The organism is Blastococcus sp. CT_GayMR20 (assembly GCF_004570345.1).
Genome location: NZ_SPQM01000131.1, coordinates 1 through 12,384, shown reverse-complemented (window position 1 = coordinate 12,384; position 12,384 = coordinate 1). Strand labels below are relative to the sequence as shown.

General features: G+C 72.1%; 12 protein-coding genes. 8 read left to right on the top strand and 4 right to left on the bottom strand.

The features are described from left to right. Positions 1–315: 315 nt before the first annotated feature. Complete coding sequence (locus E4P40_RS21965; RefSeq protein WP_135160545.1) at positions 316–960, top strand: PilZ domain-containing protein; 645 nt, start codon at positions 316–318, stop codon at positions 958–960. A gap of 36 nt (positions 961–996) precedes the next feature. Here E4P40_RS21965 and E4P40_RS21960 read toward each other — a convergent pair whose 3' ends face one another. Then, complete coding sequence (locus E4P40_RS21960; RefSeq protein ID WP_135160544.1) at positions 997–1,365, bottom strand: nuclear transport factor 2 family protein; 369 nt, start codon at positions 1,363–1,365, stop codon at positions 997–999. Between the two features lie 307 nt (positions 1,366–1,672). Between E4P40_RS21960 and E4P40_RS21955 the strand changes: the two genes are divergently transcribed. Continuing rightward, entirely contained in the window at positions 1,673–3,136 is a 1,464-nt protein-coding gene (locus E4P40_RS21955) for a protein adenylyltransferase SelO (protein WP_135160543.1), read from the top strand. Between the two features lie 7 nt (positions 3,137–3,143). Here E4P40_RS21955 and E4P40_RS21950 read toward each other — a convergent pair whose 3' ends face one another. After that, positions 3,144–3,557, bottom strand: a complete 414-nt coding sequence (locus E4P40_RS21950; protein ID WP_135160542.1) for a CBS domain-containing protein — start codon at positions 3,555–3,557, stop codon at positions 3,144–3,146. 190 nt (positions 3,558–3,747) lie between these two features. Here E4P40_RS21950 and E4P40_RS21945 point away from each other — a divergent pair, with 190 nt between their 5' ends. The 6 genes from E4P40_RS21945 (at position 3,748) to E4P40_RS21920 (ending at position 7,991) form a co-directional block, all read left to right on the top strand. Further along, positions 3,748–4,260: an inorganic diphosphatase gene (locus tag E4P40_RS21945; RefSeq protein ID WP_135160541.1), complete on the top strand. Its 513-nt coding sequence runs from the start codon at positions 3,748–3,750 to the stop codon at positions 4,258–4,260. 261 nt (positions 4,261–4,521) lie between these two features. Further along, positions 4,522–5,031 carry a hypothetical protein gene (locus tag E4P40_RS21940; protein WP_135160540.1) on the top strand — a complete coding sequence of 170 codons (510 nt, stop codon included), beginning with the start codon at positions 4,522–4,524 and terminating at the stop codon, positions 5,029–5,031. 117 nt (positions 5,032–5,148) lie between these two features. Further along, a complete protein-coding gene (locus E4P40_RS21935) occupies positions 5,149–5,739 on the top strand; it encodes a carboxymuconolactone decarboxylase family protein (protein WP_135160539.1) in 591 nt (196 codons plus the stop codon). Beyond that, positions 5,736–6,617 (top strand): RNA polymerase sigma-70 factor, encoded by an 882-nt coding sequence (locus E4P40_RS21930; protein WP_135160538.1) that lies wholly within the window; start codon positions 5,736–5,738, stop codon positions 6,615–6,617. The genes E4P40_RS21935 and E4P40_RS21930 overlap by 4 nt, the downstream gene beginning before the upstream one ends. A gap of 19 nt (positions 6,618–6,636) precedes the next feature. Further along, positions 6,637–7,251, top strand: coding sequence for a dihydrofolate reductase family protein (locus E4P40_RS21925; protein WP_209305458.1), 615 nt, complete (start codon positions 6,637–6,639; stop codon positions 7,249–7,251). A 119-nt stretch (positions 7,252–7,370) separates the two neighbouring features. Continuing rightward, positions 7,371–7,991 carry a hypothetical protein gene (locus E4P40_RS21920; protein WP_135160537.1) on the top strand — a complete coding sequence of 207 codons (621 nt, stop codon included), beginning with the start codon at positions 7,371–7,373 and terminating at the stop codon, positions 7,989–7,991. 300 nt (positions 7,992–8,291) lie between these two features. Here the strand turns inward: E4P40_RS21920 and mobF are convergent, their stop codons facing one another. Continuing rightward, positions 8,292–11,942, bottom strand: a complete 3,651-nt coding sequence (gene mobF, locus E4P40_RS21915; RefSeq protein WP_135160536.1) for a MobF family relaxase — start codon at positions 11,940–11,942, stop codon at positions 8,292–8,294. A 188-nt stretch (positions 11,943–12,130) separates the two neighbouring features. Beyond that, positions 12,131–12,384: transposase (locus E4P40_RS21910; protein ID WP_167762336.1), on the bottom strand; the 254-nt coding region annotated here is incomplete at its 5' end.

Here is a 12,384-nt window from a genome sequence, read left to right as displayed (position 1 = left end):
ACCACCGCGGTCGGGGCGACGAAGGCCTCCTCGTCGATCTTCGGTGCACCGAAGTGCAGTTCCGCGATGTAGTTGTCCGCCATTCCGCGTCTCCCGGTCGTCCTCTGCCGGCAGCGAGCGCGTCGGCACCTCTCCTGGAGTCTCGCGGATCGACGGACGTTCGAGGAAGCCTTTCTTCGCGCGGCGGCATCTCCCTCTTCTGGGCGGTATACCGCGACACGCCATTCTGTGAAGCGTCAATCATTCCGAAGGACGCTAGGTTCCGCCGGACGACAAGGCTGTCGACGCCCGGTGCACTTCACAGAGCGGAGCCGCATGTCCGACCCCGATCCCTTCCTCGACCGCCCCGAGGAGACGGCCTCGGCCGACGTCACGCTCATCTCGCGCGGTCTCACCGTGACCGCGCACGTCGAGATCTCCGATGTCTCCCTCGTCGTCGTCCGGCCGACCGGTGGAGCGCCCGGGTGGGACAGCGCCGAGATCCAGCCGGGTGACGCCGTCGAGCTGTACTGGGTGGGCGGTCACGAGGAGCGGACGCTCACGGGCACGGTGAACCAGATCGAGAACGGTGCCGACCCCCGGTGGCACCTCGCCGTCTCGGGCCAGGCCCAGCGCAGCCAGCGCCGCAAGGCCGTCCGGGCGCGGGTGTCCGTGCCGGTGATCATCCCGTGGGCCGGCGCGCAGATGGAGGGCAAGACGGTCGACCTCAGCGAGGGCGGGATGCGGGCGCTCATGGACGGCTGGGGCGTGCCCATGGACCCCGGTACGCCCACGCAGGTCAGCCTCGAACTGGACGACGCCCTCGTGCACCTGCACGGCGAGATCGTGTGGACGTCCATCCGTGGCGCCCAGTGGCTGATGGCGATGAAGTTCGTCGACGTCCCGGAGAAGGCCGCCGACACGCTCCGCAGGCGGGTGTTCCAGGCGCTGCGCGACGAGCGGGCCGCGAACGCCGGCTGAGGCTCAGGAGCTCACGGGATTCGGCGGCTCGGCCCATCAGGCGGAGCGCCACTCCGGCGCCTCCCACCCCTCCGCGACGTAGATCGTCTCGCGGACCACCTTGTCGCCGCGGAACTCGAGGATCTGCACGCCGTAGTTCACCGGCCCGTCGTCGTAGCGGATCCGGAGCTCGACCGTCCACACGTCGCCGCCGCCCCGCACCCTCCGGACGTCGAAGTCGATCTTCGTAGCCGGGTACTGCGCCCGCCACTCCCGGAAGTTCGCGACGTCCTCGAACCGCTCCCCGGACTGCGGGAACTCGAGGACGGCGTCGTCGGCGTAGATCTCGCTGGCGACGTCCTCCTCCCGGGCCGCGCTGTGATCCAGGTAGTGCTGCACCACCGCCTGCACGCCCGCCTCGTCCATGACGGGAACGATGCCACCGGCAACCGGCGACAGGGACCGTGCGGGTCACGCCTCAGGCCGGCGGACGCGGACGCCGCAGGTGTGCCGTCCAGCGACGCCACCCGCGCCACGTCGACCGCCGCAGCGCCCATGCCAGCGCGACCTCGGGATCGCGGGACCACAGTGAACGCAAATCGTCTCCCCCAACAGCTGCCCCGTGCACGGTGGACATCGAGCGGCCATGGAGCAGGGGTGCGCAGTCAGCGAAGGGTTCACCTGTTCCAGCGACGCGGTGGCCGATCCGGCCGTCGCACGTAGCCTCGATGGGGTGAGCGTCGCCCCGCCTCCGACCGTTGCCCTCGACGACCGCTTCGCGCGCGAGCTGCCCGAGCTGGCGCTCCCCTGGCAGGCCGAGGACGCGCCCGACCCCCGGCTGATCGCGCTGAACGTGCCGCTGGCCGCCGGGCTCGGCCTCGACCCCGACTGGCTGCGGACCCCCGAGGGCCTGCGGCTGCTGGTCGGCACCTCCGTCCCCGACGGTGCGAGACCGGTCGCCCAGGCCTACGCCGGCCACCAGTTCGGCGGCTACTCCCCCCGGCTCGGGGACGGGCGCGCACTCCTGCTCGGCGAGCTGGTCGACGGCGACGGCCGGGTCCGCGACCTGCACCTCAAGGGGTCCGGACGCACCCCGTTCGCCCGCGGCGGCGACGGCCTCGCCGCGGTCGGCCCCATGCTGCGCGAGTACGTCGTCAGCGAGGCGATGCACGCCCTGGGCATCCCGACGACCCGCTCCCTGGCCGTCGTCGCGACCGGCCGCCCGGTGCGCCGCGAGACCCTGCTGCCGGGTGCGGTGCTCGCCCGCGTGGCGAGCAGCCACCTGCGGGTAGGGAGCTTCCAGTACGCGCGGGCCACCGGGGACGTCGAGCTCCTGCGCCGCCTCGCCGACCATGCGATCGGCCGGCACCACCCCGGCGCTGCGGACGCCGAGCGCCCCTACCTCGCCCTGTTCGATGCGGTGGTCGACGCCCAGGCGTCGCTGGTGGCCCGCTGGATGCTCGTCGGGTTCGTCCACGGCGTCATGAACACCGACAACATGACCATCTCCGGCGAGACGATCGACTACGGCCCGTGCGCCTTCCTGGAGGCCTTCGACACGGCCACGGTGTACAGCTCCATCGACCACGGCGGCCGCTACGCCTACGGCAACCAGCCGCTCGTCGCCGAGTGGAACCTGGCCCGGCTCGCCGAGGCCCTGCTCCCCCTGATCGACGACGACGAGGAGCGGGCGATCACCCTGGCGGTGGAGTCGCTGCGGCGGTTCCGCCCGCAGTACGACGTCGCCTGGTCGGCCGGCATGCGGGCCAAGCTGGGCCTGCCCGCCGAGCTCGACGACGCGGTCTTCTCCCCGCTGGCCGACGAGCTGCTCGCCCTGCTCGAGGCCGATCACGTCGACTCCACGTCGTTCTTCCGCGCCCTGGGCAGCGCAGCCCGCGGCGACGCCGAGCCGGCCCGCCTCCTCTTCCTCGACCTGGCGTCCCTCGACGGGTGGCTGGAACGGTGGCGCGCCCTGGAGCCCGAGGCCGACGCGATGGACCGCGTCAACCCCGTCTACATCCCCCGCAACCATCTCGTCGAGGAGGCCCTCGACGCCGCGACGGAGGGCGACCTCGAGCCGCTGCACGGACTCCTCGACGCCGTGGCCGCCCCCTACGACGAGCGGCCCGGCCTCGAGCGCTATGCGGCGCCGGCCCCGCCGGACTTCGGCGCCTACCGGACGTTCTGCGGGACCTGACCGGCGGTCAGCTGGAGATCGCCTCGACGAGGTCGCCCACCTTCTCCTCCGGAAGGTTCCGGGCGACGTCGCCCTGGCTGACCATGCCGATGAGGTCGTGGCCGTCGATCACCGGCAGCCGGCGGACCTTGTACTGGGTCATGGTGCGGAGGATCTCCTCCACCGGGTCGTCGGCGCCGATGGTGACGGGCTTGCCCTCGGCGTACTCGCCGGCCTTCGTGGACGACGGATCACCGCCCTGCGCCAGGCACTTCACCACGATGTCGCGGTCGGTCAGCATGCCCTTGAGGCGGTTGTCCTCACCGCAGATCGGCAGCGACCCGACGTCCAGGTCGCGCATCTTCTTGGCTGCGTCGACCAGGGTCTCGTTCTCGCCCACGCATTCCGCGCCGCCGGACATGATGTCGCGTGCTGTGGCCATGTCACCCTCCTGGAAGCCGGCCCCTGCCACGGCGGATCCGGGCACGTGGCGCCGGCCCCCCGACCTTGCTCCTGGGCGCTGACCTGCGCAACCGGTGCTGAACCGGTGCTCGGCTTGACGTCGGGGGGCTGCGGGGCGAGGGTTCCTGCGCCGGTGAGGGAACAGCCCTGACGCCGAGGGGGTCGTGTCCGTGGACGTCGACGTGATCGTCGAGATCCCCAAGGGATCGCGGAACAAGTACGAGTACGACCTGGAGCTCGACCGGATCCGGCTGGACCGGATGCTGTTCACGTCGACCGGCTACCCCGGGGACTACGGGTTCGTGCCCGAGACCGTCGACGAGGACGGCGACCCGATCGACGCCGTCGTCCTCCTCGACGAACCCACGTTCCCCGGCTGCGTGATCCGCGCCCGCGTCATCGCGGTGTTCTGGATGCGCGACGAGGAGCGGGCCGACGCCAAGCTGCTGTGCGTGTCTGCCAACGACCCGCGGAAGGCGCACCTGCAGGAGCTCGAGGACGTGCCGATGCACCTGATCGCGGAGATCTGGCACTTCTTCGAGATCTACGAGGCGCTCGAACCGGGGAAGTCGCTGTCGGGGACCCGCAACTGGGAGCGCCGCAAGGAAGCTCTCCAGGCGCTGGAGGCCGCGCAGCGCAGGTTCGCCGAACAGCTGTCGGTGGACGTCGCGGCTCAGGCCTGAGCTCAGCCAGGAGTTCGGAGGCCCTCCACCGGGGCGACTTCTGGACACCGCACCCTGTCGACATGACGGCCAGCCTCTTCGTGACGGAACGCCCGCTCGACGGGCCGACGGGACCTTGCGCGCGCATCGCCGGCCAAGGACGGCGCCGGCGGTGCCGACTGTTGGCGGGCCGCTCTCCTCCCGTGCGCCGGGAGCACCCCGACGGGTCACCTGCCGGCCGGAACCTCGAGGTGTCCGCACGGATCGACCCTGGAGGAAGCCATGACCACGCCGTCAGCCAAGTCGCCGACCACCACCGCCCCCGACACGAGTCGCAAGCGTGCAGAGGACGACGCTCCCGCCCCGCAGGACTTTCCGGCCGACTCCGGCGTCGAGCTGGAGGAGCTGAGCCGCACGCGCGACGAGGCCGAGGACCGGGCCCGCGAGCTGCTGGCCGCCGAGGCGCTGCACGCCGCGCGCAACGGCTCGCACGACGAGCGCGCCCGGCAGCTCGTCCTCGCCGTCCGCCGGGACCTGCTGACGGAGCTGCGATCGCAGGAGCAGGAGCAGGCGCGCCGTCAGCTCGCCGCGGCGGCCGACAGCAGCGAGGACGCCGTCTCGGGGATCGTCCAGGGCGTGACCACCATCGTGCGCAGCCTGGTCCCCGCTGTGCTCGTCCGGCCGGAGGAGGTCATCGAGACCACGTACGCGCTGGCCGACCAGAGCCTGCGGGTGGTGCGGCGTCTGGCGCTGACCGTCACCGGGAGCGTGCGCAGCCTCGTCACCACCTGACCGGTCGTAGCGGGCGGGTGGCCGTCGAGTTCCGAGCTCGGCGGTCACCCGCGCCATGTCACATCCCGAGCGCGGCCGGTGTCTTCATGTCGACAACACGACACACGTGGAGGAGACATGACGAGCAGCACGCGGGTTCCCCCGACCGAGATCACCGGCGTCCACGGGGCGCTCCTGAAGACGATGAGCCGGAAGATGCTGGGCCAGGTGCCGGAGGGGCTCGGCGTGATGTGGCACTACCCGGCGCTGCTCAAGGACACGATGCGGTTCGGCCGCAGGACCGAGTCGTGGAACCGGCTCGACCCGACCCTGGCGACCCTCGCGACCATGGCCGCGGCCGGAGCGATCGGATGCAGCTTCTGCCTCGATCTCCACTACTTCATGGCGCACGACCGCGGCCTCGACGAGACGAAGGCGCGGGAGGTGCCGCGGTGGCGGGAGTCCACCGCCTTCACCCACCTGGAGCGGCGCGTGATGGAGTACGCCGAGGCGATGTGCCAGACCCCGCTCACGGTCACCGACGAGATGTCGGCCGCGCTGCTCGATGCACTGGGTGCACCCGCGCTCCTGGAGCTGACCACCAGGATCGGCGTCATGAACATGACCGCCCGGGGCAACGTCGCGCTGGGCATCCGTTCCGCGGAGTTCTCGGCATCCTGCGGCCTGCCGCCGCTCGCGCCCCGGTCGGCGGACGTCGCCCCGGCATGACCGGCGACCCGTTCCTCGATTCCTTCGTGGCCCACCGCAGCCTGCTGTTCACCGTCGCCTATGAGTTGCTCGGTTCGGCCGCCGACGCCGACGACGTCGTGCAGGAGACATGGCTGCGGTGGGCGGACGTGGACCAGGCGGCGGTCCGTGACCCGCGGGCCTACCTCGTGCGGATCGTCACCCGCCAGGCGCTCAACCGGCTGCGGACCATGGCCCGTCGCCGCGAGGACTACGTCGGCGAATGGCTGCCGGAGCCGCTGCTCACCAGTCCGGACGTCGCCGAGGACGTCGAACTGGCCGAGAGCGTCTCGATCGCGATGCTGACCGTCTTGGAGACCCTCGGGCCGACGGAGCGCGCGGTCCTGGTCCTGCACGAGGTGTTCGACGTGCCGTACGACGAGATCGCCGAGGCCGTGGGCAGGTCGACCGCCGCCGTCCGGCAGATCGCACACCGGGCGCGCGAGCACGTGGCCGCGCGGCGCCCGCGGATGGTGGTGAGCCGCAGCGAGCAGCAGCAGGTGGTCGACCGTTTCCTCGCGGCGGTCACCGCGGGCGACGTCCTCGGCCTGATGGAGGTGCTGGCGCCCGACGTCGTCGTGGTCGCCGACAGCGGAGGCCTCGCGCCGGCCGCCCGGCGTCCCGTCGTGGGCGCGAGGCGCGTCGCTCTGGCGCTGTCCCGCTTCGCGGAGTTCGCGCCCCGTGTGGAGATCACCACGCCGCTGCTCAACGGCGCGGTCGCCGCGCGGATCGACCCGGGCGGCGAGTTCGACACCGCGATCACCTTCGTCGTCGAGGACGGCCGGATCACCCGCATGTACGCGATGCGCAACCCGCACAAGCTCGGCCGGCTCGACGAGGTGGCGGAGCTCGTCCGGTGAGGTGGGAGACCCGTCGGCGATGAGTTCCACCGTCCTCACGGGTCTGCTCTCCATGACCGCTGAGTACACGTTCGACGTCTTCTGCAGCCTCGACGGCTTCGGCTCCTACGGTGAGGACGGCGACTGGGGCGGCTACTGGGGCAAGCACGGCCCCGAGTTCCTCGCCCGTCGCCTCGCCCAGTACGAGGAGGACCAGCGGCTGGTTCTCGGGGCGAACACCTTCCGGGACTTCGTGGAGTACCTGGGCGCGGGCACCGAGGTATCGGGATTGGACCCGGTGAACGCCCGCATGAAGAGCATGCCGACGACGGTGGTGTCGACGACCCTCGACGGACCCCTCGACTGGCCGGACGCGGACCTCGTGAGCGGCGACGCGGTCGACGTCGTGGCCCGGCTCAAGGAAGAGTCAGAGCTGCCGTTGCGCTCCCACGGCAGCCTGTCGATGAACCGGTCACTGATGGCCGCCGGCCTGGTCGACCGCGTCCAGGTGACGATCTTCCCCGTGATCACCGGTCGGACCGGGACGGATCCGATCTTCGGGGGCGCGGCCGACTTCGACCTCGAGCTGCTCGGCAGCCGGACGCTGGACAGCCACACCCAGGAGCTCGTCTACCGGCCCACCCTGCACGGCTGAGCGGGTGCGCCGGTTCGACGAGGTGGCTGAACTCCGGCGATGATCCGCGCGGGCCGGAACATGGCAGCCCGCCGTCCGAGTCCGACGTCCCGTCCGAATCGAGGCACCGGGAGAGACCTATGGCGTTCATCCTCGGCGTCTTCGACCTGCTCGCCTACGCGATACCCGGATCGATCTACCTGTCGGTCTTTGCGTACGCATCCCACCGAGCCGGCTGGATCGATGTTCCGAGTCTGCTGAACGTCCCGACGGTGCTGCTGCTCCTCGCCCTCGCCGTGGCGGCGTTCCTGACGGGACAGGCCTCCTCCCCCCTCGGGAGCGTCGTCGACCGGCTCAACCCCTTCAGCCCGGCCGACCTCCCGGGGGAGGCCAAGGAGGAGTTCGTTCGACGCAACGCCGCCGCGGCCCCGCGTCGCTTCCTCCGGTCCGATCCCTTCACGCTCCTCGCCGCACTCGAGGCGGACGACAGCGAGGCGGCTGCCGAGGTCTCCCGCCTGAGAGCGACCGGCCTGATGCTCAGTCGCTCGGTGCCACCGCTCGCACTGGGCGCCCTGGCGGGTCTGGTGGAGATCTTCACCGGCGGGCTCCCACTCTTCGCCGGACTGACCGGCCTCGTGCTCGCACTCGTCGCAGCCGGGTGCCTGCACCAGTCGGCCACCTTCGCCAGGTGGGCGATCGTCAGGACATACGAGTTGTCCTACTGGAACGACGACGAGCGATCCCCCGACGAGCAGCGGTGAAGCCGTGGCCGCTCAGACGTTGAAGCGGAACGTTCCCTGCGTGATTGAGCGATCTTGAGCATGACTGAAAACCCTCGTTGACCTGCGCTTTCGCCGTTGCCTGATGTTGGTGGTCGACGGCCTCAAATGAAATTCTTGTGGACTGAGTGTTGCCTGACGTCCACGCGCTCGGGCGTGTCGCAGAGCGTCTTGAGGCGGGCACATCCGCACTCTCCGTGACGGTCGCGACGTCTCCCCCAAAGGCCATGGGCGCAGGTACTCGCTGGCAATGTGCCCGTCGGTAGACGGGCTGCGGGGGGCTCACCGTCCCATACGCGGTCCGGCACCCGGACGTGGTCCGAGGCTCGACGGTGGCGGTGGCGGTGGCACATGGACGGGCCACTCGTTCGGGGTTCTCCGAACGTCGCCTGCTCGGCGGGCAGTCCGCTCGGCGTTCCGTCGGCGGGCACGCCACGCGTCGTGCTCATGGGCGAGCCGCTCGGCAGGCTGCGCCTGGGCCGGTTCGGCGGCGGGGATGGCGAGGTGTTCGGCCCGGAGGGTGGCGATGCGTGCCCGGGCGTCGGTGAGCTCCTGCCGGGTGGCGGCGATGTCTCGGTCCAGCTCGGCGAGCCGCGCCTCGAGCTCGGGGGTCCAGGCGGCTGGTTCCAATCCTCGGAGTCGCTGGTCGCGTTGGCCGTGGGCCTCGGCCAGCGCGGACCGGGCCTGCTCGTGCTGCTGCCGTGCGGCGTCGGCGGCGGCGCCCTGGGCGCCGTGCTCGGGGTGGGCGGCTTCGGCGGCGCGCTGAGCGGAGGTGTCGAGTGCCGCCCACAGCGCTGGTCGGTCATCGAACCAGCCGGCCAGGCGCGCAAGCTCCTTCGCATCGCTGGGCAGGGAGGAAACGTGGGCGCGCCATCGGTCGGCCCCGTCGGCGAGCTGCTCGCCGGCGCGGGCGACCGCGCCCCGGCGCAGCCCGAGCCGGCCGGGCCCGTCGAGCACGACCTTCGCCGCCGCGCGGGCGGCCCCGCGTTCGCCGTCCCAGGAGCCCAGCAGTCTGTCGCGGATCCGGTCGGCCTCGGTGGCGACCGCGGCCGCGCTGGCCTGGGCCCGCTGGTGGGCCTGCTGGGCGGCGATCGCCGCCCGCTCCCGGGCGGCCCCCAACCTCGCGAGTTCGCCGGCGTGGGGAGCTTCGAGCGCGACTACCTCTCGCAGCTGGTCGCGCTGCGGCTGCCAGAAGGCCAGCCGGTCCAGGCAGTTCTGCTCGACGGTCCACGCCCGATGCAGGTCCGCCACGACGTGCTCCAGGGGACGAGGTGCGGCGTAGCGGGCGGCCTCGGCGGCGGCCTGTTCAGCAGCGTGGGAGGGGCCGAGGTCGGCGCGGTCACGGGCGAAGACAGCGACCCACTGCTCACGAGCCTCGTCCACGTTGGCGGCGACCAGGTGGGCGGTGTTGGCGGTCCGGCCGCGGGTCATCCCCACGTACGCCGACGCCGCCCCGGTGCGCTCCCCAACCACCAGGTGCGTGGCAGTGACCGTCTCCCCCTGCACCCCGTGCGCGGTGCTCGCGTAAGCCAGATCCACGTGCGCGGTGACGTAGTCGGCGGGCAGCACCCGCGTCCCTTGCGGGTCCGGGGTGACACCGCCGGGAACGTCCCCGCTGGCAGGGCCGGCGGGGGTGACAAGCAGCGCGCCGCTTCGGCCGACGGCGGTGACGGTCCAGATGTCGCGGTTGGCCACGCCCAGGTCGCGGTCGTTGCGGCGGGTGGCGATCCGGTCCCCGACGCCGATCCGCTGCCCGGCCCCGGTGATGGCGACGCGCTGGTCGTCGACGCGGCCGTCGGCGGCCAGCCGGTCGCGGATGGCGGCGTTGAGGTCGGCGGCCTGCTCGCGCGTGTTCACCACCACCGCCACGGACTCGCCGCGGCGGTGGTGGCCGGCGGCGGCCGCCGCGATCGCATCCTGCAGCGCGGTCGCATCCGGGTGCAGCCGGATCTGCCCGCGCGCCAGCAGCGCGTCGAAGACCGCGGCGGGGTCGGCGCCGGTGCGCATGGCCAGGGTCAGGTCCGCGTACTCGGTGTCGGGCAGCACCAGGCCGGCGTCGCTGCGGGTGAAGCGATGCACCGCCTCGAGTGTCAGGTGTGCCGCCGGGTCGACTGCGTCGGCGGCAAGGTCCAGGACGCCGCCGCGGCCGACCGCGGCCAGTTGGTGCCGGTCGCCGAGCAGCGCCACCCGCACCTGGCATTCGTCGGCGACGGTGAACAGGGCGCGGGCGGTGTCCTGGTCCAGCATCCCGGCCTCGTCGACGACCAGCAGATCCCCCGGACGCAGCCGCGCCCCCGCCTCCGTCGGGCCGGCGTAGACCCGGCCGGTGACCGGATCGGTGTCGCCGGTCGCGAGCCGGGTCCAGGCGCCGTCGGCGTTCCACCGCCAGCCGTGCTGGTAGGCGAGGGACGCCGCCGACCCGGCCGCCGCGCCCACCTCCGCGGCGGCGACCTTGGCGGCCTTCAGCGTCGGGGTGACCACCACCATCCCGCGGCCCTGGTCGTGGAGCAGGGCCCGGGTGGCGGCCAGGGTGGTGGTCTTGCCCGCGCCGGCCGCACCCTCCACCACGGCCAGCGGCCGGTCGCCGGACAGCGCGGCGACCGCCGCTGACTGGCCGGCATCCAGCCTCGCGCCGCCGCCCGGGAGGCCGACCGGCAGTGTCAGGCCCGCGTCCGGTCCGCCGGTCGCGGCGCGGGCGGCGAGCCGGGCGGTCAGGTCGGCCTCGACCTCGAGCACCAGCTGCGACGTCCAGGCCCGGAGGTGCTCGGGCACCCCGTCGCGGTCCAGCAGCGGCAGGCAGCGGTCCATCGCGCGGGCGGTGAGGTCCTCGGCCAGCTCGAAACGCACCGCCGCCCCGGCGACGACGCCCGCGGCGGCGATCAGCCGCTCGACCTCGCCGCGGACGTCGGCGGCGTTCCACGCCGACCGGCCGGCCGCGAGCCGGGCCAGCGTGCGCTGCACCAGCTGGTCTCGGTCGAGGGCACCGACCGGGGTGGGCGTCAGGTCCACGGGGCCGGCCGGGTCGCGGTAGCCCAGGTCGTACACCCTCGTCCGCCAGCGTTCCGCCACGTTCGTCCCCGGCTGCGGGGTCACCTTGTCCGGGCGGCCGTCGGCCCAGGCGCGGGCGTCCCACGCGCGCCGCAGCGCCGGGCCGGGGCGTTCGCCGGGGTGCGTGGCGGTCCATTCGGCTTCGTAGCGGTCCACATTCCGGGCGATCTGCGCATGCCGTGCGCTGAACGGGCCGGCATAGTCGGCGAGCTCCTGTATTTCTCCAGTAGCGTCCTTCGTGTAGCCGTGCGCGGCGAAGGCGGCGTTCAATTCCGGGTCACACGCCATCGCCGCGTGCCCGATGCCGTTGATCGCATTCAGGGAGTCTCGGATGCCGATGGTGTGCAGGCCCCGCCATTTCCCGGCGGCGAACACGCGGGACAGGATTTGCAGGTGCAGATGCCAGTGTGGATCCTCTGCCCGGGAGGTGTAGTGCCGCACCGTCGCCGCCTCCAGCACCTCCAGCGGCACCTGCACCTGCCCGCCGCGCGGGCCGACCCTGGTGGTGGCGTGCTGCGACAGCCAGCCGATGATCTGCCCGGCGGCGCGGTCTTGGGCGGCCTCGTACGCGGCGGCGATGTCCGGATGCAGTGCAGCAGCCAGCGACCAGGTTTTCGGGCCGTTGACCACCACCTCCACGAACCGCACCGCCCGCTCGTCGTCGCGCAGCTGCCCCCGCGGGTGGTCGGTGCCCGGGTCGCGGCCCGCGACCCAGGTCTCGTAGTTGTCGCCGGTCAGCGGCGCGAGTTCGGTCACGTGCCCGTCCGTGGCGGTGAAGCGGCGAGCGAAGCCGGTCCCCTCGGCCAGGTAGTAGTCATCGGCCCGACCCCGGTCGGCCTCCACATAGGCACGGGCGGCTGCCGGGTCGCCGACGTACACCTTCATTCCCCCGTGCATTTTCAACGCCAATCGATAATGACCAACAGGTCACCCCTAGAAACGACGATGGGCCCCGCAAAGCGGGGCCCGAACTACCTCCGAAGGTAGCATGCGTGCCGTTCTCAGGGGAGGTGACTCGATGTCGTCAGACTAGGTTGAGCGGACCGCTTCGCGCGGTATCGGAGTTTGCTGGCTCATCCCAATCGGGGGTGTAGGAGTTGGGGTCTGAAGCCGCCGGTCTCGAGCAGGCTTCGGGCGATGTAGTTGGTCAGGTTGCGGAACCCGAGTGCGGAGCCGCGCAGGTGTTCGAGCCGTCCGTTGAGCGCCTCGGTCGGCCCGTTGCTGGTGCCGGGTCGTTCGAAGTAGGCGAGCACGTCAGCGGCTCGCTTCTTCAGGGTCCGGCCCAGGGTGGTGAGCTCGGTGAGCACCTTGGGGACGCCGGCGCTGA